General features: G+C 71.5%; 15 protein-coding genes. 4 read left to right on the top strand and 11 right to left on the bottom strand.

The annotated features are described in order from the left end of the window. Window position 1 precedes the first annotated feature (1 nt). The 7 genes from WME85_RS20760 to WME85_RS20730 all read right to left on the bottom strand — a co-directional run bounded on the left by WME85_RS20760 (window position 2) and on the right by WME85_RS20730 (window position 7699). Entirely contained in the window at window positions 2-361 is a 360-nt protein-coding gene (locus WME85_RS20760; protein ID WP_437840438.1) for a cupin domain-containing protein, read from the bottom strand. Window positions 362-385: 24 nt separating this feature from the next. Next, window positions 386-1057 carry a bifunctional 4-hydroxy-2-oxoglutarate aldolase/2-dehydro-3-deoxy-phosphogluconate aldolase gene (locus WME85_RS20755; RefSeq protein WP_437840437.1) on the bottom strand — a complete coding sequence of 224 codons (672 nt, stop codon included), beginning with the start codon at window positions 1055-1057 and terminating at the stop codon, window positions 386-388. Further along, window positions 1054-2142, bottom strand: a complete 1089-nt coding sequence (locus tag WME85_RS20750) for a PfkB family carbohydrate kinase (RefSeq protein ID WP_437840436.1) — start codon at window positions 2140-2142, stop codon at window positions 1054-1056. Before WME85_RS20750 ends, WME85_RS20755 begins: the two co-directional genes overlap by 4 nt. 10 nt (window positions 2143-2152) lie before the next feature. Next, on the bottom strand, window positions 2153-2914 hold the full coding sequence (gene kduD, locus WME85_RS20745) for a 2-dehydro-3-deoxy-D-gluconate 5-dehydrogenase KduD (RefSeq protein WP_437840435.1): 762 nt from the start codon (window positions 2912-2914) through the stop codon (window positions 2153-2155). Continuing rightward, window positions 2911-4239, bottom strand: coding sequence for an MFS transporter (locus WME85_RS20740; RefSeq protein ID WP_437842336.1), 1329 nt, complete (start codon window positions 4237-4239; stop codon window positions 2911-2913). Before WME85_RS20740 ends, kduD begins: the two co-directional genes overlap by 4 nt. Before the next feature lie 505 nt (window positions 4240-4744). Next, entirely contained in the window at window positions 4745-6394 is a 1650-nt protein-coding gene (locus WME85_RS20735) for a carbohydrate porin (RefSeq protein WP_437840434.1), read from the bottom strand. Window positions 6395-7543: 1149 nt separating this feature from the next. Continuing rightward, the gene (locus WME85_RS20730; RefSeq protein ID WP_437840433.1) at window positions 7544-7699 is read right to left on the bottom strand and encodes a hypothetical protein; all 156 of its coding nucleotides are present in this window, start codon (window positions 7697-7699) and stop codon (window positions 7544-7546) included. 547 nt (window positions 7700-8246) lie between these two features. Between WME85_RS20730 and pheS the strand changes: the two genes are divergently transcribed. Both pheS and pheT read left to right on the top strand, forming a co-directional pair. After that, window positions 8247-9296, top strand: a complete 1050-nt coding sequence (gene pheS / locus WME85_RS20725; RefSeq protein WP_437840432.1) for a phenylalanine--tRNA ligase subunit alpha — start codon at window positions 8247-8249, stop codon at window positions 9294-9296. A 32-nt stretch (window positions 9297-9328) separates the two neighbouring features. Further along, window positions 9329-11815, top strand: coding sequence for a phenylalanine--tRNA ligase subunit beta (gene pheT, locus WME85_RS20720; protein WP_437840431.1), 2487 nt, complete (start codon window positions 9329-9331; stop codon window positions 11813-11815). Window positions 11816-11913: 98 nt separating this feature from the next. On the opposite strand, the gene WME85_RS20715 is transcribed toward pheT, so the two are convergent. Next, window positions 11914-12498: a hypothetical protein gene (locus WME85_RS20715; protein ID WP_437840430.1), complete on the bottom strand. Its 585-nt coding sequence runs from the start codon at window positions 12496-12498 to the stop codon at window positions 11914-11916. 711 nt (window positions 12499-13209) lie between these two features. Between WME85_RS20715 and WME85_RS20710 the strand changes: the two genes are divergently transcribed. Continuing rightward, window positions 13210-15516, top strand: coding sequence for a glucosyltransferase-I (locus tag WME85_RS20710; protein WP_437840429.1), 2307 nt, complete (start codon window positions 13210-13212; stop codon window positions 15514-15516). Window positions 15517-15727: 211 nt separating this feature from the next. Here WME85_RS20710 and WME85_RS20705 read toward each other — a convergent pair whose 3' ends face one another. Further along, complete coding sequence (locus WME85_RS20705) at window positions 15728-18529, bottom strand: serine/threonine-protein kinase (RefSeq protein ID WP_437840428.1); 2802 nt, start codon at window positions 18527-18529, stop codon at window positions 15728-15730. A 667-nt stretch (window positions 18530-19196) separates the two neighbouring features. Between WME85_RS20705 and WME85_RS20700 the strand changes: the two genes are divergently transcribed. Continuing rightward, entirely contained in the window at window positions 19197-20135 is a 939-nt protein-coding gene (locus WME85_RS20700; protein WP_437840427.1) for a hypothetical protein, read from the top strand. A gap of 25 nt (window positions 20136-20160) precedes the next feature. Here WME85_RS20700 and WME85_RS20695 read toward each other — a convergent pair whose 3' ends face one another. Beyond that, on the bottom strand, window positions 20161-20829 hold the full coding sequence (locus WME85_RS20695) for a hypothetical protein (protein ID WP_437840426.1): 669 nt from the start codon (window positions 20827-20829) through the stop codon (window positions 20161-20163). Window positions 20830-20996: 167 nt separating this feature from the next. Next, window positions 20997-22793: a sigma 54-interacting transcriptional regulator gene (locus WME85_RS20690; protein WP_437840425.1), complete on the bottom strand. Its 1797-nt coding sequence runs from the start codon at window positions 22791-22793 to the stop codon at window positions 20997-20999. Window positions 22794-22946 lie beyond the last annotated feature (153 nt).

Here is a 22946-nt window from a genome sequence, read left to right as displayed (position 1 = left end):
GTCAGGGCTTGTAGTCCTCGCGCGCCGGCGTGAACACGTCGAGCACGACGGACGGCTCGAACGCCCAGGCCTGGTGCTCGACGCCCCCGCGGACCACGAAGCTGTCCCCGGCGCGCGCCTCGAACTGCTCATCTCCGCACGAGAACTTGAGGTGTCCGGAGATGACGTAGACCAGCTGATCGTGCGGGTGGCTGTGGCGCGCGCCGGCCCAGCCGAGCTCCATGTGGTGCTCGACGAGCATCATGTTCGGGTTGTGGGCGAGGATGCGCCGCTTGAGCCCCGGCTCCGGCGAGAAGAACGCGGCCTCCTGGGGAGACACGCGCACGAGGCTCGGGACATCCTTCTTCTGTTCGTGGATCATGCTTCTTCTGGCTCCTCGGGACGACTACGCCTGTGCGCTCTTCTTGAGCCCTGCCCGCGCGGCCCTGATCACGGACAGGTACTCACGCGCGCGCTCCGTGAGGACCTCGTCCTGGCCTGCCTCGAGCGCGGCGGCGTCGACGAGCTCGCCGCCGACCCCGAGCGCCACGGCGCCGGCCTCGATGAAGTCCCGCGCCGTGGTGAGGTTGACCCCGCCGGTCGGCAGCATCTTCACGTGCGGGAGCGGCCCCCGCAGCGCGCGCAGGTACTTCGCGCCGCCCATCGCGGAGCACGGGAACACCTTCACCGCGTCGGCGCCGGCGTTCCACGCGGTGATCACCTCGGTCGGGGTGAGCGCCCCCGGGAAGACCGCCTTCCCGAGCTCTTGCGCGACGCGGATGACCTCGAGGTTCAGCCCCGGGCTCACGATGAACTGGGCGCCGGCCTCGATGCACCCGCGCGCCGCGTCCGCGGTGAGCACCGTGCCCGCGCCGACGAGGACGTGGCTCCCCATCTTCGAGGCGATCTCGTGCATGACGCCGAGCGCGTCCGGCACCGTCATCGTGATCTCGAGGACCTCGATCCCGCCGGCGCGCAGCGCGCGCCCGGCCCGCACGGCGAGCGCGCCGCTCGACGCGCGCACCACAGGGACGATGCCGATCTCCTCGATCCAGCGGACGACCTGCTCCCTGTTCATCGCTCGATCCTCGCGCTGGCCCCGCTCATCGCCCGCCGCACCTCGCCGAGCGACGCCATCGAGGTGTCGCCCGGCGTCGACATCGCCAGCGCCCCGTGCGCGACGCCGCACTCGAGCGCCCACTGCGGGCCCTGCTCCGAGAGGAGCCCATAGATGATCCCCGAGGCGAACGAGTCGCCCCCTCCGACGCGATCGAGGATCTCGACGTCCCGCTGCGCGACCTCGTAGAACTCGCCCTTGCAGTACAGGATGCCGCCCCAGCCGTTCACGCTCGCGCTCCTCGCCGTCCTGAGGCTCGTGGCCACGACCGAGATGTTGGGGTACGCCGAGACGACGTCGGAGATCATCCGGCGGAACCCGCTCGTGTCGAGCTTGCTGTAGCTGCTGTCCACGCCGGACACCTCGAAGCCGAGCGCCGCGACGAAGTCCTCCTCGTTGCCGAAGAGGCAGTCGACGTACGGCATGAGGGCGCGATTGACCTCGCGCGCCCGCTCTTGCCCGCCGAAGTTCTTCCACAGCGAGGGCCGGTAGTTGAGGTCGTAGGAGATCCGCACGTCGTGCTCGCGCGCGACCTCCATGGCCTCGCGCGCCACGCCGGCGGTGGTCTCCGACAGGGCGCAGAAGATGCCGCCGGTGTGGAACCAGCGCGCGCCCCGCTCGCCGAAGATGGCCTTCCACGGGACGTCGCCGGGCTTCAGCCGCGACGCCGCGCTGTGGCCGCGGTCAGAGCAGCCGACGGCCCCGCGGGGGCCGAAGCCGCGCTCGGTGAAGTTGAGGCCGTTGCGCGCCTCGCGGCCAACGCCGTCGTAATTGACCCAGCGCAGGTACGACGTGTCGACGCCGCCCTGGAGCATGAGGTCCTCGATCAGCCGCCCGACAGGGTTGTCCGCGAGCGCCGTGACGACGGCGGTCCGGAGCCCGAAGCAGCGGCGGAGCCCGCGCGCCACGTTGTACTCACCGCCGCCCTCGCTGGCGTCGAACGTCCGCGTCGTGTGGATGCGGCGCTCACCGGGGTCGAGGCGCAGCATCACCTCGCCGAGGCTCACCTGGTCCCACTGGCAGCCTTTTGCACTACGTATCTGCATGTTCAACTCCTCAACGACTCATCCATCCGCCGTCGACGACCAGCACGTGGCCGTGGATGTACTTGCTCGCGTCCGAGCTCAGGAACAGCGCCGCGCCCGCGATGTCGCTGGCCTCGCCCCAGCGCCCCGCCGGGATACGCTCCAGGATCTGCCGGCTCCGCGTCTCGTCCGCCCTGAGCGCGGCCGTGTTGTCCGTCGCGATGTAGCCTGGGGCGATCGCGTTCACGTTGACGCCCTTCGCCGCCCACTCGTTCGCGAGGGCCTTGGTCAGCTGCGCGATCCCGCCCTTGGACGCCGCGTACGCCGGCACCAGGATCCCGCCCTGGAAGGCGAGCAGCGACGCGATGTTGATGATCCTGCCCGACCCTTGATCGAGCATCTCCTTGCCGGCGAGCCGCGACAGGCGGAACGCTGAAGTCAGGTTGACCTCGATCAGGAGGTCCCAGTCCTCGTCCGAGTACTCGACGGCCGGCGCCCTCCGGATGAGCCCCGCGTTGTTCACCAGGATGTCGATGCGACCGAGCTCGGCCTTCGTCCTCCGGATGAGCTCCGGGTGCGCCGCGCGATCCGAGAGATCCGCGGTGATCCCGATGGCGCGCCGACCGAGCTTCTGGATCTCCGCGATCGTGGTCTCGCCCGGCCCGTCCTTGCCGTGACAGGCGATGTCTGCCCCGGCGGCCGCTAGCGCTGTCGCGATGGCGGCGCCGATGCCCCGCTCCGAGCCAGTGACGAGCGCGACCTTGCCGTCCAGGCGAAACGGATTGCTTGTCATTGTACTGCGCTCCCTCGATTCAACTTCGCGGCCTCGAGCCGCGGCACGAGCAGGTGGATGAAGGTGAGCGCCAGGAGGTAGGCCGACGCCGCCATGATGAACAGGATCGAGTAGCTCCCGGTGTACTGCAGGACGCGGCCGGCGATCTGCGCGATCAGCATGCCTCCGATGGCGCCGGCCATGCCGCCGAAGCCGACGGCCGAGCCCACCGCCTGCGACGGGAACATGTCCGTCGTGAGCGTGAACAGGTTCGCCGAGAAGCCCTGATGCGCGGCGGTGGCGAGGCCCAGGAGGAGCACGGCGACCCACAGCGAGTCGGTGCGCGTCGCGAGGAAGACGGGCGCCACGCCGAGCGCGCACACGAGCATGGCGGTCTTGCGCGCCGCGTTCGCCGTCCAGCCGCGACGCATCAGCATCGAGGAGAACCAGCCACCGGCGATGCTGCCCACGTCGGAGAGCAGGTAAATCGTGACGAGCGGAGGACCGATCTGGAGCAGGTTCAGGCCGTGCTTTCGGTTCAGGAAGTCGGGGACCCAGAACAGGTAGAGCCACCAGAACGGATCGGTCATGAACTTGCCGATCGCGAACGCCCAGGTCTGGCGGTGCGGGATGAGGGTCAGCCAGCCGATCTTGCCGGGCGCCGGCGACGGCTCGCTCGTGATGTAGGCCCGCTCCGCCGGCGTGACGCGCGGGTTCTCCGCGAGGGGGCGATAGAGGATCATCCAGGCGACGATCCACAGCGCGCCGATCGCGCCGGTCAGCGCGAAGGCCGCGCGCCAGCCCCAGGTCACCGCGATCCACGGCACCACGAGCGGGCACACGATCGCGCCGATGTTGGTGCCGGAGTTGAACAGCCCGGTCGCGAGCGCGCGCTCCTTCTTCGGGAACCACTCCGCGATCGTCTTGAGGGCGCCCGGGAACATCCCGGCCTCGCCGATGCCGAGCGCGAACCGCGCCGCGGAGAGCCCGCCGGCGCTGCCCACGAGCGCGTGCGCCGCCGCCGCCAGGCTCCAGAACCCGACGGCGAACGAGAACCCGCGCCGCGTCCCGATGCGATCCATGAGGCGGCCCATCGTCAGCATCCCGATGGCGTAGGCGGCCTGGAACGACGTGACGATGTTGCCGTAGTCGATGTCGTTGTACCCGAGGTCCTTCTGCAGCGTCGTCTTGAGGACGCCGAGAACCTGCCGGTCGACATAGTTGATCGTCGCGGCCGTGAACAAGAGGGCGCAGATCACCCAGCGATAACGCCCGATGCCGGCGGCGATCTGCGCCCCCTGCGGCGCGGCGTCGGCGCCCGCAGCGCGCGGCACCTCCGAGGGCATGTCCCCGATGCCCGTCGTGGACTCCGATTTCATCACCATGAAGCTATCCTCCTCACTTCGACCTGCGTGGAGCTGGCCCGCTCCCGCAATGGCTATCCGAGGCTCGGCGCTGGCCCGGAGCCGCGCTGGCCGAGCCCGGCATGTAGGTTGATCACCCCGAACGCTCGTTCTTCCCGCTCTTCCCGCGCGCGGCGCGCGGCCAGGCGCCAGACGCATCGAGTCGAGCGCCCGGGCGCCGCGACATTCGAGTGATGGCCGGCCGGCGTCAAGGCGCGCCTTCGCCTCCTGTGCGGCGCTGTTGCGCCGATCACGACATGTTGAGGATTGACTGGCTTCATCGCTTCGAGACCTTCTTTCTCCTGCTGGGAATCAACGAGTTTTCTGGAGTCTCACGCGCGTCCGCCGGCGCAGCCCGCCCGCAGCCTGTCCTGCGCGCGCGAGGGTGCCAGTCGCCCGGAGGGGGGCAGCGGCGCGCTCGCGCGGGGCTCGGAGCTGCGGTTCTCCGTCAGAAAGCCGGGCTCGCCTTGATGTTCCACTCGACGTTCAGGCCGATGAAATGCTCCCACGTGCGCTGGCTGAACACGTCGTCCTGCGGATAGAGCGCCCTCGCGCCCTCGTCGCGCCGGCTCACGAGCCAGATGAAGCGGAACTGCGGGCGCTTGAAGTCGCCCTTGCCCGCCGCGTTCAGGAACGGCACGAGCCCGAAGCGCACCATGCTCCCGCTGTGGTGGCTCGCGGCGGGGTGCGCGCCCGGCGCCGCGGGATCGGCCGGCGGCGGGACCCTCCCGCGCCGCTGCGCCTGGTACGAGCCCTCGACGGCGATGCCCCCCCAGTCGGCCAGGTAATAGTGTGGCCGCACGACGAGGATGCCCTCGTCCAGGTCGGCGAAATCGAAGGTCTCGCTGGCGTTGCGGAACGAGCGCACGTACCCCGAGGCCATCAGTCCGAGCGGCCCCGTCTCGTAGTTGGCGCTCATGGTGAACATGAGCTCGTGCGCGCCGGTCGCGGTGCCGTCCGGCGCCGGCTGGGAGGGCGAGCCGAACTCGCCGTGCGCCGCGAGGTCCCCCGCGTAGCGAAGGAAGAGGTGCAGGTGCCCGTTGTTCACGCCGGTGAACGGGCTGACCTGCGCGCCGATCACGTACCCGGAGTCGCGCGGCAGGCGCTCGTACACGCCGGCCTCCGCCGTCTCGCGCGTGCCCGACGGCATCTGGTGCACCTCGCCGTACAGCACGCCCTTCACGCCCCCTTTCTCCCCGACAGGGACGGTGTGGCTCGCCTTGAAGCTCGTGATGAGCCGCTGGCGGTCGAGGAGGTTGACGGTCGTCATGCCGGGCTGGTTGAGCGCCGGCGCGCGATCCACCGACTGCAGGTAATACGGCGTCAGCGGCCGGTTGACGCCGGCGTGCGCCGCGAAGTACGTGCGCTTCGAGGGCAGATCGTAGCGGACTCCGCCGCCCAGCGTGTTCAGCCAGTCGAGCGGCCAGAAGTCGAGCAGCTCGGAGTTGTCACCGCGGTACAGGCGCGAGCCGATCCACACGGACAGCCCCTTCGCGCCGAGATCGCGCTCCTCGACGAAGGCGTTGCGCAGCGACATGTTGATGTTCCACGGCCGCGCGTTGTTGTAATGGAGGACGGGGGCGTCCACGACGAGGCGAACGGCGACGCGCGTGGTGGCGCCGGTGGACTCCCAGTAATCCTGCCGCTCCAGGTCCAGCTGGACGAACGTGGACTCGTCGAGGCGCGAGCCTCTCCAGACGATATCGGCGTCGCGCCCCGGCCCCAGCTCTCCGTCCGTGGCCGCCACGGCGCGGCCGACGCCGCCGAAGAAGAACCCGCTCTCGGCCGGCGGCGGCGGCGTCGAGGGCTCTTCCTTCTGTACCGGCTGCTGGGAGGGGGCGACGGCCGCGGCCGGGATCTCGACGGTCCCCGCGTTCGCGGCGCCGACGTCCTGAGCCGCGTCCTTCGCGGGCTCCGCCGCGGCGGGCGTCGCCGGGGCCGCCGCGTCGGCGGGCGCCGGGCCCGGCGACGGCGTCGCGGGAGCGGGCTGCCCGTTCGCGATCGCTGGAGACGCGCAGAGGGCGGCGCCGAGCAGGGCACAGACCAGGTTGCGCGCGCTCGCCCAGCTTCTCTCGGCCGCGAAGCGGGTGGACGACACGGACGCGCCGCCTGTGGAGCACGCGCCGCGCCGCGGACCGCGGGGAACATCATGCCCAGGGTGGCAACAGGGATTGACGATGGAGTTCAAGGGTGAGCCGATCTCGTGGATGGTTGGAGCTGCGCCGGCGCGAGCAGCGGGGCTGTCGTCGAGGCGAGCGAGACGCGACAGCGCTGCCTGCGGCCCGCCCGGCCGTTCGCGCGCTTGCAGCGTCGACGCTCGACTCGCTGGATTGCGGCTGACTGCAAGCGACGAGCCAGGCACGCACGGAGCCATCGCGGGGCCACGCGCGACGCGGCGTGCCGGCGGCGCTATCTCGATCGTGCGTCGTTCACGGCCGAGATCGCCCTGGATCCGACCCGAGCGCACGACTTCCTCCGAGGGCGACCCGACGACGCCCTGGCGCGCTCACCGTGGACGAGTCGTAGTTTCGCCGGAGACGCCGTAAACCCCGGGTTGACACGGGCGACAACCGAAGTTTACGCGCGGGTGGCCCGGCGCCGTCGCGCGCGGGTGGCGCGGCCTCGATGAGCGGGTGAGCTGAGGAGGCGTGTAAAGGAGCGCCGGAGCGGGGCTCCTCCGGCGGCGCTCGGCGGGAGGCGCCAGCGTCGAGGGCGTCGTTCACGGCCTGACGATGGATGACGCACCTGAATCATCCCCTCAAATTTCTTCGGGAAATTCACAGGGAGGCGGGGAGGCGGGGAGGCGGGGAGAAAAAAATCTCAATACTCCCTGTCTCCCCGCCTCCCTGTTCAATTTCTCCGCTGAAAATGAATGCAAATGAGGGGATTTCTCAGCTGTTGCACGCCAGAAGCAGCGCGGCCGCCGAGATGTTCCCGGCGACCGCGGTATGGCTGATCAAGGAGCTTCTCAGGGGATCAACCGCCGACGATCGCCGACGTCGTGGTCGGGGTCACGCCGAAGCCTCTTCCGGTCCCCGGGCGCGCGCGGGCGGCGAGGGGCCTCGGGGCGCGCGCCGCCTTGTCGAGCAGAGGCCCTCCCCTGCGCGCCTGAAGGTCCGTCACTCGACCTGCTGGATGCGCTGGACGAGCTTGCTCATCTCGGTGCCCACGAGGCGGTCGTACATGGGCTGGACCTGCCTGCGAAATGACCCCTTGTCCGGCGCGTGGACGGCCACCCCGGCCTTCTTCAGCGCTCCGCGCCGGCGCTCGTCGTGCCGGCCGGTTGCCTCGCGCTCGCGCCCTCCGCGGGCGCGGGGCGGTACAGCAGGAAGAGGGCGCCGAAGGTGATGAGGGTCCCCAGCAGGCCAGCGAGCGCGATGAACGAGACGACCTTCCTGTCCATATCGGTCCCCCCTGGACATGTCATCGATGAGCGTGGAACGGCGCGGTGACGCCCCGGAGCGCGGGCGGCAGCCCACGGCGCGAGCACCGACGTCAGCCGCTCGGCCAATGAAGCAAGGTTCTGCAATCCGTGAGCCAGGCCGTGGGTGGTCCACACCCGCTCTCGCGAGGCGCCCTCCGCGGCCTCTCGCCCCGGCCGCTCGGCCTGGCTCGAGGTGTACCTCCAGAATCGGCAGCAGCGTGGCCCCGCGCCGTCGCCTGACGCCGGGGGGGCCCGCGGCGCGGCGGAGATCCCCAGACAGCGTGTGCCGGCGCTCGCGTGGCGCCGTCAACCCGGAGTTGACTGTGTGGACACCCGCTGGTTGCACGCGTGCCCCGGAGCGCGCCGCGGGTCGCGCCGAACTGGCCGAGTCCTCGGACGCGGACGGCCCGGCGCTCGTCGAGGGCGCGCCCGCCCCCGTCGCGCTCCGGACGTCCTGCACGCGCCCGCGCCGCGCGGGAGGTCACCGTCTTGCGTTGGCATGGCCCCTGAGGTAAGGGGGGCGGCAATGAGTGGTCCCGAACTCGGCCGCCTCATCGACGAGGTCGATCGCACGGTGGACGTCCAGTTCGCCGCCGTCGGCGATCTCGATGAGCTGAACCGCCTGTATGCCAGCCTGCTTGGGCGCCGCGGCTCGCTCAATGCGCTGATGAAGCAGCTGCCCGGCGCGGCCCCCGAGGAGCGCAAGCTGCTCGGCCAGCGGCTCAACGCCGTCAAGGGCCGCGTGGAGCGCGCCCGGGAGGTGGCCACCGCGCGGATCAAGCGCACCGCGCGCGACCTCGAGCTCGCGGCGCCGCCGCTCGATATCACCCTGCCCGGCCGCTGGCGCGCGCCCGGGCGCGCGCACCCGATCATGCGGACGCTCGACGAGATCGTCGATATCTTCGTCGGGCTCGGGTTCGACGTGGCCGAGGGGCCGCAGATCGAGCTCGCGCGCTACAACTTCGATCTCCTCGGGTTCCCGGCGGATCACCCGGCGATGGACATGCACGACACGTTCTACGTGGCGGGCGATCCGGGGCAGAACGTGCTGCTCCGCACGCACACGAGCCCGGTGCAGGTGCGCGAGATGCTCTCCCACCCTCCCCCGGTCATGATCGTCGCGCCCGGCGTCGTCTATCGCCGCGACGACGACGCGAGCCACAGCCCCATGTTCGTGCAGATCGAGGGGCTCGTCGTCGATCGCGACGTGTCGCTCGCCGACCTCAAGGGCCTGCTCGAGGTCTACAGCCGCCGGATGTTCGGTGAGAACACGCGGACGCGCTTCCGGCCGAGCTACTTCCCCTTCACCGAGCCGAGCGCCGAGCTCGACGTCTCCTGCCTCGTCTGCTTCGGCGAGAACCGCGCTTGCCCGCAGTGCAAGGGGACTGGCTGGCTGGAGGTGCTCGGGTGCGGCATGGTCCACCCGACGGTGCTCCGGAACGTCGGAATCGACCCGGAGCTCTACACCGGGCTGGCCTTCGGCATCGGCGTGGATCGCACGGCCAACATGAAGTTCGCCGTCGACGATATCCGCGCCTTCTACGAGAACGACGTCCGCTTCCTCGGAAGCCTCTAGGCACATCTCCGCTCGCCGCAGGCCCGACTCCCATGTTGATATCCTACAAGTGGCTTCAAGAGATCCTCGGCTCCGATCCCGGCGTCGACGCGGTGACGTCGGCGCTCGGCCGCGGCGGGCTCGAGGTGGATCGCGTCACGCACGTCGGCGCGGCGCTGCGCTCGGTGGTCCTCGCGAGCGTCGTCGCGACGCGGCCGCACCCGAGCAAGAAGGGCCTCACGCTGGTCCGCGTGGACGCGGCCGGCGCCGGCGAGGGCGTCGAGGTCGTGTGCGGCGCGCAGAACGTCCCGGCCCCCGGCGCCGGCGCGCTCGTCTGTTATGCGCCCGTGGGGGCGCAGGTCCTCGACCGCGCCGGCGCGCTCGTCACGCTGACCGAGAAGGCGGTCGCCGGCGTCACCTCCGCCGGCATGCTCTGCGCCGAGGACGAGCTCGGGCTCGGGTCGAGCCACGAGGGGCTGCTGCTCGTCGAGGGCGGCCGGCCCGGGCAATCGCTGCTCGACTGGGAGCCGCGCCTCGAGGACTGGATCATCGAGCTCAGCGTCACGCCCAACCGGCCCGACGCGCTGGGTCACCTGGGCGTGGCCCGGGACGTGGCCGCGGTGCTCGGCGTCCCCTTCGAGCCGCCGGCCGTCGCCGCGCCGTCGCGCGACATTGCGCGGGCCGCGCAAGCGTCGGTCGAGGTGCGCGACGGGGCGCGCTGCCCGCGGTATGCCGGCCAGGTGATCGAGGGCGTCCGCGTCGGCCCCTCGCCGCTCTGGGCGCGGGTGCGGCTCGGCCGCCTCGGCGTGCGACCGATCACCAACATCGTCGACGCGACCAACCTGGTGATGCTCGAGCGGGGGCAGCCGCTCCACGCCTTCGATCTGGACGCGCTGCGCCTGCCGGTCGAGATCCGGATGGCCCGGCCGGGCGAGGCGTTCGTCGCGCTCGACGGGCAGAAGCTGACCCTGAACGAGGACGACCTGGTGATCGCCGACGCGGAGCGCGTCGTCGCGCTGGCCGGCGTGATCGGCGGCGCGGACAGCGGGGTCACCGCGACGACGCGCCGGGTGTTCCTCGAGTCCGCGTACTTCGAGCCGCGCGGGATCCGCAGGTCCGCGCGCCGGTACGGCTTCCACACCGAGGCGTCGCACCGCTTCGAGCGGGAGGTCGACATCTCGGGGGTGCCGCTGTCGCGCGACCGCGGGAGCGCGCTCATCTGCGAGCTCGCCGGCGGCGGGGCGGCGGGCGAGCCGATCGACGCGTACGTGACCCCGCGCGACCCGCGCCGGCTGACGCTGCGCCTGCCGCGGTATCAGCGCATCATCGGCGCCGAGGCGCCGGCGCGGACGCGCGAGATCCTGGGGACGCTGGGCATCTCGATCGTGGCGCAGCTTTCGGACCAGCTCGTCGTCGAGGTGCCGGCGCACCGGCCGGACATCGTCGAGGAGATCGATCTCATCGAGGAGGTCGCGCGCGTCGCCGGCTACGACAAGATCCCGAGCCGGCTCCCGCACGTCGCGGCGGCGCCCGCGGGCGCGAAGGGCGACTACCGGCTGCGGCGCAGGGTGCGCCAGATCTGCACGGGGATCGGGCTGCACGAGGCGGTGACGTACTCGTTCCTCTCGCCGCAGGAGCTGAAGGCGGCGCGCTACGACAGCGCGTCGCTGCTCCGGCTGCTGAACCCGCTCTCCGAGGAGAAGTCGGTGATGCGGCCGTCGCTCGTGCCGGGGCTGCTCACGGTCGCGCAGCGCTCGCAGCGGTACAACGTGCCGCGGGTGCGCCTTTTCGAGGTGAGCCAGGTGTTCCTGCCGCGCCAGGGCGAGGCGGCGGGGGCTGCGGGTGGCGCGGGCGGTGCAACCACCGCGGACGGCGCGGGCCAGCCGGCGCGGGTCGAGCGGCCGCCGGTGGACGAGCCGACGCGGCTGACGGTCCTGCTCGCGGGGCCGCGCGACAGCTATCTCACGCGGCCCGAGGACGTCGATTTCTACGACGGCAAGGGCGTCGTCGAGGCGGTGCTGGCCGAGCTCGCGGGCAACGTGGCGCCGGCGTTCGATCTGGAGGGCGAGCCGCCGCCGTGGGCGCACCCGCGCAAGGGCGCGCGGGTCACGCTCGACGGCAGGCCGGTCGGGTACGTGGCGGAGCTGCACCCGGACGTGCGCGACGCGCTGGAGATCACGAGCGGGGCCGTGGTGGCGGAGCTCGACCTCGCGGCGGTGGCGGCGGCGTACAGGGCGCCGGTGGCCGCGAAGCCGAGCCGGTTCCCGGCGATGCGGCACGACGTGGCGCTCCTCTTGCCGCTCGACGTGCCGGCGGGCCAGGTGATCGAGGTGCTACGGACCACCGCCGGGGAGCGCTGCGAGAAGGTCGAGCTGTTCGACCGCTACCGCGGCAGCGAGCTCCCGGCGGGGACCCACTCGCTGGGTTTCGCGCTGTGGTTCCGGTCGCCGGAGCGGACGTTGACGGACGACGAGGTCGACAAGTGGACCAAGGCCGCGGTGGACGCGGCCAAGGCGCGGTTCGGGGCGCAGCAGCGCTGAGGCGGGCGGTCCCCGGGCCTTTCAGGAGGCCGAGGGCTCCCGCTCAGGGCTGAGCGCGGGCAAGGCCGAGCTCAACCTGGTCGACCTCCAGGCTGTGCTCACCGGCAGATGTCGATCGACGTCTTGCACTTGCCGTTCTGGCAGTAACCGCCGCTCCCGAGCGCCGGGTCCGGACACTCGACATCCGGGCAGTCGGCGTTCGTCGTGCACGCCTTGCCGGTCGAGGGCGTTGTCGCCATGTCCACGGCCCTCTCATAAAAGAAGGCGCACAGGGCTCCAGCGTCTGGCTCCTGACTCGGGACCCCCACCTCCTGCAAGGCCTTCTTGTAGCGCTCGTTCTCCTCGAAGCACGGGTGTTCTGCCGGGAGCTCGGCGACCTCCGCGGCGACGTCGCCCTCGCAGCCCTGCTGCTGCGCCGCGCAGGCCATGAGGCTCTGGAGCTGCTCGAACACCGGCGTGCAGGCCTTCATCTCGTTGATCGCCTGGAGGTGGAGCAAGCCCATGTTGTCCGCGCACCGATCGGCTGTCACGCCCGCGCTCAGCTTCCCGCACTCGGCCAGCTTACCGCAGAGGATCTCCTCGGACTCTGAATCCGGTGCGGACTCGTCCCAACAACCCGGCAGGGCCATCGCGACGAGGCCGAAGAAGGGCGCGCAGAGGAAGACGGTCTGGAGCGTTTTCATGGCTGTTACCTACCTTTCACGGTGATCGCCGGCGAGCCCGGCTGTCCGGGCGCCATCGCAACCCGCGTGCCCCACTCCGCGCGAAGGACCTTCCGAGCAGGAGCGGGCCGCGCGGCGCGCCCATCCAGCCACGCCGCGCGGGCGCCCCGCGGCCGCTCTCGCGCCCTGGGCCAGCCTGCGCGTGGCAAGCGTTGCCTTCATGGCAAAGATTGCCATCGCTGCGGGGCATGAGCGCGGCAAGAATTGCCATCGCGCCGACGCCGCGCCCCGGAGACGCCGAGGCGACTCTCCCGACGCCGCCGTGCGCCGCCGCGAGGACAGGAGTCGCGCCGCCATCGCACGATACAGGTGCACGCCTGCGTCCGGGTCCGGCGGCGCAACGTGGCACGCCGCTTGCTGCGCGACATGCGGCTTGCCTGGGTGCAGCGGATACTGAGGCTGAGGACATCGCACGATCCCGATTCGTGTCAGTGCCCGAGATCGCCTCGGGTGGTTGGTCCGGTCCGGCTGGACCTGGCCGCTGCTCGAACATCTCGCCCAGCATCGACGCGTCACACACGGTCGGCGGCGCTGCGAGGCCGGGAGCGAGCCGCCGGGCCGCCCGAGAAGAATGGCGAGGCGAAGATGAGGGTACGGCTGCGGATGCGGGGCATGAAGAGGAACGGGAACGTCACGGGCCCTTCGCGGGGCGGCTGGGCGGCTCGTCACCTCGTGGCGCTCGTGTTCGTGACGGCGCTGATCGCCGGCGCGGGTGCATGCCTCCAAGGCGGGAAACCTTGCGGCGGTAGCTTTTGCCCGAGCGGCCATGAGTGCGTCTCGCCCGCCATGGGCCAACACCTGTGTGTTGCCCCCGGCCACTTCCACATGTGCGGCAACGGGCTCGTCGAGGACCGCGAGCGCTGCGACGACGGGAACACGACCGACGGTGACAGGTGCAGCGCCGACTGCACGTCCGACGAGCGCTGCGGCAACGGCACCATCGACGCCGCGCGGCACGAGGTCTGCGACGACGGCAACGAGCGAGACGGTGACGGGTGCAGCGCCGACTGCATGTCCGACGAGCGCTGCGGCAACGGCGTCGTTGACGCGATACGCGGGGAGGAGTGCGACTGCGGCGCTGACGAGCTGGGCGCGGCCGACCCGCTGTGCCGCGGCGTCCCGAACGCGGATCTCCGCGGGTATTGCAGGGGCGATTGCAAAAAACACTGCGGCGACGGGGAGCTGGCAGAGGACGAGATCTGCGATACCAAACTGCAAGTCACGACATCCTGCGTCTCCCTGCGCTACGACTTCGGCCGCCCCGGGTGCGCCAACTCCTGCGATGAGCTGTCCGCCACGCCGTGCGGGATCTGGAACTGGCGCCGGCAGGAGCCCGTCACATCGGAGACGTTGACGGACGTATGGGGAAGCGGGCCGCAGGACGTCTTTGCGGTGGGTCAGAACGGCACGATCTCGCACTACAACGGCCATGACTGGCAGGCCATGACGCCACCCCTACAGGAAACGTATCTCGGCGTGTGGGGAAGCGGGCCGCAGAACGTGATTGCGGTGGGTCAGGGCGGCACGATCGTGCACTACCACGACCAGTACTGGCACCCCATGGACTCGACAACGTCGGCGACTCTGTCCGACGTGTGGGGGAACGGGCTGCAGGATGTCTTCGCCGTGGGCGCCGGCGGCACGATCCTGCACTACGACGGCCAGGACTGGCAGGCCATGACCTCACCCACATCCGAAGGGCTGTCTGGCGTGTGGGGCAGCGGGCCGCAGGACGTCTTCGCCGTGGGCGCCGGCGGCACGATCCTGCACTACGACGGCCAGGACTGGCAGGCCATGACCTCACCCACATCGGAAAGGCTGTCTGGCGTGTGGGGCAGCGGGCCGCAGGACGTCTTCGCCGTGGGTTCCAGCGGCACGATCCTGCACTACGACGGCCAGGACTGGCAGGCCATGACCTCACCCACGTCGGAAGGGCTGTCTGGCGTGTGGGGCAGCGGGCCGCAGAACGTGATTGCGGTGGGTGAGAACGGCACGATCCTGCACTACGACGGCCAGGACTTGCAGGCCATGACCTCACCCACATCGGACAGAGGGTTGAACGGCGTGTGGGGCAGCGGGCCGAGCGACGTCTTTGCCGTGGGTGCGATCGGCGTGACGCTGCACTACGACGGCCAGGACTTGCAGGCCATGACCTCGCCCACATCGAATGAATGGTTGAACGGCGTGTGGGGCAGCGGGCCGAACGACGTCTTTGCCGTGGGTGGGTTCGCCACGATCCTGCACTACGACGGCCGGGACTGGCAGACCACGACCTCGCCCGTGTTGAATGAATTGTCTGACGAATGGTTTTATGACGTGTGGGGCAGCGGGCCGCAGGATGTCTTCGCCGTGGGTTCCAGCGGCACGATCGTGCACTACGACGGCCGGGACTGGCAGGCCATGACCTCGCCCACATCGGAAGCGTTGCTCGGCGTGTGGGGCAGCGGGCCGCGGGATGTCTTCGCCGTGGGTCCCAGCGGCACGATCCTGCACTACGACGGCCAGGACTGGCAGGCCATGACCTCGCCCACGTCGGAACGGTTGTCCGGCGTGTGGGGCAGCGGGCCGAACGACGTCTTTGCCGTCGGTGATTTCGGCACGATGCTGCACTACGACGGCCACGGCTGGCGCGACATGATCTTGCCCGTACCGGTGGAATGGTTGTCCGGCGTGTGGGGCAGCGGGCGGAACGACGTCTTTGCCGTGGGTTCCAGCGGCACGATCCTGCACTACGACGGCCAGGAGTGGCAGGTCAGGAGCTCGACCACGCTGGCCGTGTTGTATGGCGTGTGGGGGAGCGGGCCGCGGGATGTCTTCGCCGTGGGTGAGTTCGGCACCCTCCTGCACTACGACGGGGTCTCCTGGCTCAAGCTCAACTCCACGACAGATCACATCCTCTTCGGAGCGTGGGCCGCCGGGAGATCTTCGTTTTTCGTCGGCGATGGCGGCGCCATCTACCGTCACACCCGGACCCTGTAGCCACGGTAGCCGCGCAACCTCGATCCCAGGCAGCTCTCCAGCGCAGCGCGCCGCACCTCGACGAGGCGCAAGGCGCCCTCTCCTCGCAGCGATGTTCGTCGCACTCTTCGCAAACTTCGCAGGGCCTGCGCCGACCTCGCGGCCGCGAAGCGGCGCGAGCGTCCTGACGAGGTCCGTCCCCCGCCTCCAGGCGCGCGCCCGCCGGCGCCCGCTACTTCAGCTTCTCCCCGATCTTCCCCACCGTCCGCTCGATCAGCTCCTCCTGCTCGCGCTTGCTCCGCAGCGCGGCCTCCGCCGCCGCTTTCGCCTTCCGCTCCTCCTCGGTGGCCTTCACCTCGGCCTCGCGCGCCTCGGCCTCGGACCGCTGCGCAGTATCCCGCGCCGCCTGCGCCACGCCCGCCGCCACGCGGGCGCGCTCTGCCTCGGCCTCGGCGCGCTTCCGGGCCTCCTCCGCCTCGCGCTTCATCTGCTCGGCCCACCGCCGCTCCGCCTCGCTGTCCTGCCGCGCCCGCTCCGCCGCGCTCCGCTGCGCCTCCTCGCTCGCGAGCGCCTCCTTCAGCGTGTCCTCCTTCCTCCGGATCTCGTCGAGCTGCGCCGTGATCACCCGGTTCTGGCGGGTCAGCTTCACGATCCCCGCCCCACCCGCGATCGCCACGAGCGACAGCCCCGCGATGACCCCGGAGACGAGCCGGCGCCGCCTCCGGTACGTCTGGTCGGCCAGCCGGAGCACCGCCTCCAGGAAGAGCCGCTCCCGCTCCGGCAGCGCGCCCCGGTAGCGCTCGCGAAAGCCGCGCGCCTCCCTCGCGACCTTGCCGGTCCAGAGCGTGTCCGCGGCACGGCCGCTCGCGTCCCAGAGCCGGGCCGCGGCGCGCAGCCGGTCCAGGAACACGGCGTCCTCCTGGCTCTCGTCGAGCCAGCGCGTGAGCGTCGGCCACCGCTCGATGAGCGACTCGTGGACCAGCTCCACCGTGCTGCCCGCGCGGTCGTTCCCCTTCTCGATCGCCAGGAGCCGCCCGTCGGCGAGCAGGCCCACCACCCGCTCGATCTCGCCCGGGTCCCCGGGCAGCTCGCAGAGCTCGCCCAGGCTGGCCACCGCCCGCGTCCGCTCCGGCGTCACCAGCCGCTCCAGCACCGCCCGCGACAGCCTCGCCTGTCGCTCGCTCATCCCGGCCAGCAGCGTGTCGGCGTGGCTCGCCAGGGCGCCGGCCACGCCGCCCATCGCCTCGTAGCTCGCCCGCGTGAGCAGCCGGCGCCCCCGGTCCCGCGTCTCCCAGAGCCTCGCCGCCGTGAACTGGAGCAGCGGCAGCGCGCCCCGCGTCGTCGAGAGCGCGTCGAGGATGCCCTCGACCATCGCCGGGTCCTCGATCTCGTGCCGCGCCGCCTCCACCGGCTTCACCAGCGCCTCGCGCAGCCCCTCGCGCCCCATCGGCCGGAGGAACACGAGGCCGCGCGTCATCGCCGCCATGAAGTGCTCGTGGTCGGTCATCCGCTCGAGGAAGTCGGACCGCACCGACAGGACCACCCGGAGCGGCGAGGAGGCGTCGTCGGCGATGCCCTCGATGCACGCGAGGAACGCGGCGCGCTCCTCGGCCGGGGCGCCGAGCGTGATGAGCTCCTCGAACTGATCGACGAACAGCAAGAGGCGCCGCTGCGCGCGGCCCGCCCACCCGCGCAGCGCGGCGCCGAGCAGGCCGGGCTCGGCGCGCAGCCGCTCGACCACGGCCGCGCGCCCCACCGCGCCGCCGTCGGCGGCGAGCGCCTGCGCGTCGGTGCTCAGCGTCATGGCGGGGTGGCTGAACAGGTCCGCGAGCGCCGCCAGCGGCTCGCGCCCGGGCCGCATGACCAGCGCCTCCCAGCCCTCGCCGGAGCGCTTGAGCGCCGGGATCACCCCGGCCCGCACGAGCGACGACTTGCCGACGCCCGACGCGCCCGCGAGCGCGAGCAGCGGCTGGCTGCGGAGGCGCGCGACGACGCCCGCGAGGTCCTGCGCGCGGCCGAAGAAGCGGTCGGCGTCGGCCTCCTGGAACGACGACAGGCCGGCGAACGGGCTCTCGTCCGCGCCGAGGTGGATCTCCCGGCGCCCGGGCAGGAGCGGCGCGAGCGCCGCCAGGAGCTCCTGCGCCGAGGCGAACCGCTCGGCTTTTCGTTTGCGCAGGCAGCGGTCGATGATCGCGCCGAGCGCGCCCAGCTCCGGGTGGCCCGCGCCGACCTCGGGCATCGGCTCGTCGAGGCGCGGCACCGCGACGAGGTCCTGCATCCTGCACGGCGCGAGCGGGTGCGCGCCGAGCACGAGCTCGTGGAGCAGGATGCCCACGGCCCAGACATCGCTGGAGGCGTCGATATCCTTCGCCGCCCACTGCTCGGGGGACATGTAAGGCAGCGTACCAACGAACGCTCCCGTGCGGGTCAGGCGCATGTCCTCGGCGGGGTGCTCGCCCGAGAGGCTCGCCTCGTCGTCGCGCAGCGAGGCGATGCCGAAATCGACCACCTTGATCGCGCCCGACGCGTCCAGCATGACGTTCTCCGGCTTGAGGTCGCGGTGGACGATGCCGGACGCGTGCGCGCTCGCGAGCGCGCGCACGATGGGGACCACCATCTCGACGGCCAGGCCGGGCGGGACCGGCGCCGTCGACACCCGGGCGGGGGCATCGGCGGGCCGGCGCTGCTTCATCCAGCCGCGGAAGCTCTGCCCCTCGATGTACTCGAGCACCATGTACGGGAACCCGTCGTGCTCGTTCACCTCGTGGATCGTCACGATGTGCTCGTGCTTGCAGCGCGCGGTCGCCTGCGCCTCGACGAGGAAGCGCTGGACCCCGATCCGGCTCAGCTTCGTGAGGAGCTTGATCGCGACGAGGCGAGCGAGCCGGAGGTCGCGCGCCAGGAAGACGACGCCCATCCCCCCCCGGCCGAGCTCGCGCAGGAGCTCGTAGTGGCCGACGCGGTCCCCGGCCGAAGGCGGCGGCCTGGTGGTCTGCGACGGCGAGGAAGGCGGCGGGGAGTCCGCCGTGTTCAAGGTTCGGGTCCTCATGTCGCGAGCGCCCGCGGCCAGGCCGCCGGCCCTGCTCGGTACTCTATCGGACAGCCCGGCCCTGGGGGGCGCTGCGCCGTTGCTCGTCATGCTCGCGTCGACCGTGTTCTCGGGCCCTGCGCGGTTCATTGCGGGACGCCTCCCGGGCTCGTGCTCGGCCGCGCCGAAGGGCGACCGCGCGGCCCCCCGGCGGCGAGCGCCGGGGGCCGCTTCGCTCTATCCGTACGCGGCGACGCGATGATCGATGTTTTGTGGAGCACGATGACGACGGCCGTCGCGATGACGGCAGGATATAACCTTTCCAATGAACGCCTGTACATCTCTTCCCATGGCGGATCCAGCCCGCTCCCCTGCTGCCACACCGCTTCTGGATGGCATCCCCGGGCTCCGAGGGTCGCAGGCCTTCAACGACACACCCACACACCAGCTTACTTTGCAGGAAGATATGCGCGTATGTAGCCTTCGCATTGACGTGCGCTCGTCGTGTCGGTCGCGGCACGCGCTCACGCGCCCGGCGAGCCTCGGCGGGTGCGCGGTCGGAAGTCCCGCGGACGCCGCGGTCGCGAGGCGCCCGGCGATCAGGACGGCGATCGGCAGACGACTCGGCCGAGTCGCCCTCTCCACGGCGCGGCTCCTCCTGCCGATCGCTCTCGTGGCCCTGTGCGCCGGGCCCGCGCGAGCCCAGGGCTCGCCGCCTCCATGGCACCAGGGGGTCTCCGAGGAGCGCAAGCAGAGGGCGCAGGCGCTCTTCGAGGAGGCGCGGGAGCTGCACCGGCGCGTGATGCTCGCGGAGGCGCGGACCAAGTATGAAGAAGCGCTGGCTTCCTGGGAGCACCCGGAGCTCCGGATCTACCTGGGACGGGTGCTCGCGAGCATGGGACTGCCGCTCCTCGCCTACGAGAGCCTGAGCCTCTCCTTGCGCTGGGGGCCCGGCCGGCTCGCGCCCGAGATGGAGCAGCAGGCGCGCGCGGCGATGCGATCGCTCGTGGAGCAGGAGCTCGCCGCCGTCGAGATCCATTGTGATGAGCCGGGCGCCGCCGTGCTGCTCGACGGCAAACCCTGGTTCGTCGCGCCCGGCACCGGGCGGCGGATGGTCATGCCCGGAGAGCATGTCGTCGTCGCGAGGAAGAGCGGTTATTTCACGGTCGTCAGGCCCATCGTCGTCTCCGCCGGCAAGGAGGCGTCGGGCCAGCTCGCCCTGGGCGTCGATGCCGTCGTCACCAGGCAGCGGTGGCCCGCCTGGGTCCCCTGGGCCACGATCGGGGCCGGCGCTGTCCTGGGCGCCGTGGGTGGTGGGCTCATGTGGCACTCGGGCAAGAGCCATGCGTCGATAGACGAGCGCCTCCAGAAGGAGTGCGTTCCTTACTGCGCGCCGTCCGACAACGATGAGTACGGTGCCAGCGTCCTCGAGAACCAGCTGGGCCTCGGCGCCCTGATCGCCGGCGGAGCGACGGTGGTCACGGGGACGGTCCTGCTCTTCATGAACAGGCCACAGTCCTACCGCGCCGAGGATCGCGGCGGCGTGAAGATCGAGCTCCGGCCCGCCGCGTCGCTCGGCGGTGCAGGCCTGTCGGGCCGGCTTGTTTTCTGATCCCGCGGCGTCGCCGCGGCCTTCGTCAGGCCGACGACGCGGCGATCGCCGCGTCGGCCGGCGCCGGGTCGGCCGCCTGCGCGGCGTCGTAGGCTTCGAGCGCGCTTGCCGCGCGGCGGAGCAAGAGGGCGTGAGCGAGCGAGACCGCCACGTAGCCGTAGCAGACCTGGAGCAGCACGACGTGCTCGGAGTGCCAGCCAGGATCGAGGAACGGCACGACGGCCAGCCCGGCGCTCAGCGCCAGGTTGTGCGAGATGGCCCAGCGCGCGGCCGAGCGCGTGGACGTGATCGCGCCGGGTTCGCGACGCGCCATGGCCCGGCCGGCGATCAGGAGCTTGACGGCCACGACGAGGCCGGTCGGCGCCGACAGGACGAGCACCCCGAGCAGCATCAGCACCGGCGGCCCTCCCCGTTTATCGAGGCTCTCGAGGAGGAGGAGCAAGCCGAGGGGCGCGGCCAGGCCTCCTGGTACAACCATCTGGCCGAGGAGAAAGCTGCTGAACGACGCGGCGCGGACCACGAAGGGCGGTGAGCCGCGCTTCCACGTCGGCACCGTCACGCTCCGGTAGACGCCCGCGCCCTGCGACACATGGCCGTCGTGCACGACGCCCCACGCCCGGCGCCCGCTGACGCGCAGGGCGATGTAAGCACACAGCGGAGCGAACAATGCGAGGGCGGCCAGAGTCAGGGTCATCAGGAGGGCTCCGGATCCTGAAGCATAGACGAAACTCGCCCTGACGGTGCCCGATCGCTCGTTCCCGACGAGCTCCCGTTACCCGGGCGCACCCGGGTTGATGTCTCCTGAACGCCCTCTCACGCGACCCCGATGCTGGAGGGCCCCCGGGGAGCGGGACGTGCGCCTCACGGGCTCCGCTTCGCCTCCCGCGGCAGGATGCCGTACTGCTTGAGCTTGAAGGTGAAGGTGCGGACAGGCATCCCGAGGAGCGCCGCCGCCCGCTTCTGGACCCCGTCCGCGGCGTCGAGCGCCTGACGCATGCGCGCGCACTCGATCTCCCGGAGCTCCTCGGCGATCGGCTTGAAGCGGGCGGGCTCCGAGGCGGGCGGCGCCGAGGTGTCCGCGGCCAGCCGCGGCGGGACGTCGAGCCCGACGATGCGCTCGGGCAGGCTCCACGGCTCGATCACGGGGCCGTCCGTCGTCGCGGCGGCGTACTCCATGGCGTTCTTGAGCTCGCGCACGTTGCCGGGGAACGGGTGCGCGAAGAGCGCGGCGAGCGCTGCCTCCGAGAGATCGAGCGCGGGCCGCCCGGTCCGCGCGCACGCCTCGGCGAGGAACAGCCGGGCCAGGATCGGCAGCTCACGCCGCCTGTGCCGGAGCGGGGGCAGCTCGACCACCGCGGCGCTCAGGCGGAAGAGCAGGTCCTGACGGAAGCGGCCGGCGAGGACCTCGGCCTCGAGGTCGCGGTTCGTGGCGGCGACGATGCGGATGTCCACCTCGCGATCGCGCACGTCGCCGAGGCGCGTGATCCGCTTCGCCTCGAGCGCGCGGAGCAGCTTGGCCTGCACGCCGAGCGGCAGCTCGCCGATCTCGTCGAGGAAGACGGTGCCGCCGTGCGCCCGCTCCAGCAGGCCGGGCTTCGGCGCCCGCGCCTCCGAGAAGGCGCCCTTCTCGTAGCCGAAGAGCTCGCTCTCCACGAGCGTCTCGGGGAGCGCCGCGCAGTTGAGCGTGATCAGCGGCTTCTGGGCCCGCGCGGACCAGTGGTGCACGGCGGTGGCGGCGTTCTCCTTGCCGGCCCCCGTCTCGCCGAGGACGAGGACAGGCAGATCGCTCGCCGCGAGGCGCCGGATCAGCTCGAAGAGCCGGATCATGGCCGCGTCGGCGACCACGATGGTGCGCTCGCCGATGACGTGCTGGACGGCGGTCTCCGAGGCGGAGGCGATCGACCCGGGAGCGGCGATCGACGCGGCGGTCCGCGCGCCGGCGAGGAGCGTCTCGGTGTCGCCGCCGTCGAACGGGTAGGAGGCCAGGCCGGCGCGCGCCTCGGGGGCCAGCGGCGCGATCGCCTCGAGCAGCTGGAGCACGGCCGCGCGCGCCGCCTCTCCGCCGAGCTCGGGGAACCCGACGGCCAGGTGCGAGCCGCCGTCCCAGGCGACGATGTCCATGAGCCGGAGCGCCGAGAGCGCCCGCTGCGCGAGGGTCGTGCGCATCTGCACGGCGCCGACCGACACCACCGCCAGGCCAAAAGGCCGCGCCGAGTCGGCGGCGCGCTCGATCTCCTCCTCGACGCGCCGGCGCAGCTGGCCCATGTCGATCAGCGCGCTGCCGCTCGACGGCCGCTCGCGCCGGAGCATCAGCGTCGTGTCGCCGATGGCGACGATGTCGCCGGAGCCGAGCGTGCGCGAGCCTTCGATGCGCTCGCCGTTCACGACGGTCCCGTTGTGGCTGCCGAGATCGGTGATCCGGATCTCGCCCCCGGAGACGACGATCTTGGCGTGCCGCCGGGAGACCGCGGCGGTGTCGAGCTTCACGTCGGCGTCGTCGCTGCGGCCCACAATGAGCGCGCCTTCCTCGGGGAGGGCGCGCCTGTACGACGAAGAAGCGCCGATGACGAGCAGGTAGGAGCTGATCCCGCGGCTGTCCAGGGACGCCCGCAGGTCGAAGGTCTGAGTCGTCAACGGCGATGGCGGGGAGCCGCTCATGCATCCGAGGCTAACCCTGAACCGCTCGCGCATGCAAGCTGCGCGCCTCTCGCCTCACGGTAGGGTTACAGCGGTTTCAGCAGCACGGAGGTCGCTTTCCCCTCCCCCGGAACCTTCGACTCGCGCGCCTGTCAAGAGCCCAATCCAAGGAGG

The organism is Sorangium sp. So ce1153 (genome assembly GCF_051521595.1).
GTDB lineage: Bacteria > Myxococcota_A > Polyangia > Polyangiales > Polyangiaceae > Sorangium.
Note: the sequence above shows the minus strand (reverse complement) of the source record. Positions and strands in the feature narration are given on the sequence as shown.

Excerpts from the sequence above, each read along its gene's own strand:
- WME85_RS20730 (WP_437840433.1), bottom strand. The coding sequence starts at position 7,699 with ATGGACAGGAAGGTCGTCTCGTTCATCGCGCTCGCTGGCCTGCTGGGG.
- WME85_RS20690 (WP_437840425.1), bottom strand. The coding sequence starts at position 22,793 with ATGAGCGGCTCCCCGCCATCGCCGTTGACGACTCAGACCTTCGACCTG.
- kduD (WP_437840435.1), bottom strand. The coding sequence starts at position 2,914 with ATGACAAGCAATCCGTTTCGCCTGGACGGCAAGGTCGCGCTCGTCACT.
- WME85_RS20695 (WP_437840426.1), bottom strand. The coding sequence starts at position 20,829 with ATGACCCTGACTCTGGCCGCCCTCGCATTGTTCGCTCCGCTGTGTGCT.
- WME85_RS20750 (WP_437840436.1), bottom strand. The coding sequence starts at position 2,142 with ATGCAGATACGTAGTGCAAAAGGCTGCCAGTGGGACCAGGTGAGCCTC.
- WME85_RS20760 (WP_437840438.1), bottom strand. The coding sequence starts at position 361 with ATGATCCACGAACAGAAGAAGGATGTCCCGAGCCTCGTGCGCGTGTCT.
- WME85_RS20755 (WP_437840437.1), bottom strand. The coding sequence starts at position 1,057 with ATGAACAGGGAGCAGGTCGTCCGCTGGATCGAGGAGATCGGCATCGTC.
- pheS (WP_437840432.1), top strand. The coding sequence starts at position 8,247 with ATGAGTGGTCCCGAACTCGGCCGCCTCATCGACGAGGTCGATCGCACG.
- WME85_RS20715 (WP_437840430.1), bottom strand. The coding sequence starts at position 12,498 with ATGAAAACGCTCCAGACCGTCTTCCTCTGCGCGCCCTTCTTCGGCCTC.
- WME85_RS20740 (WP_437842336.1), bottom strand. The coding sequence starts at position 4,239 with ATGCCCTCGGAGGTGCCGCGCGCTGCGGGCGCCGACGCCGCGCCGCAG.
- pheT (WP_437840431.1), top strand. The coding sequence starts at position 9,329 with ATGTTGATATCCTACAAGTGGCTTCAAGAGATCCTCGGCTCCGATCCC.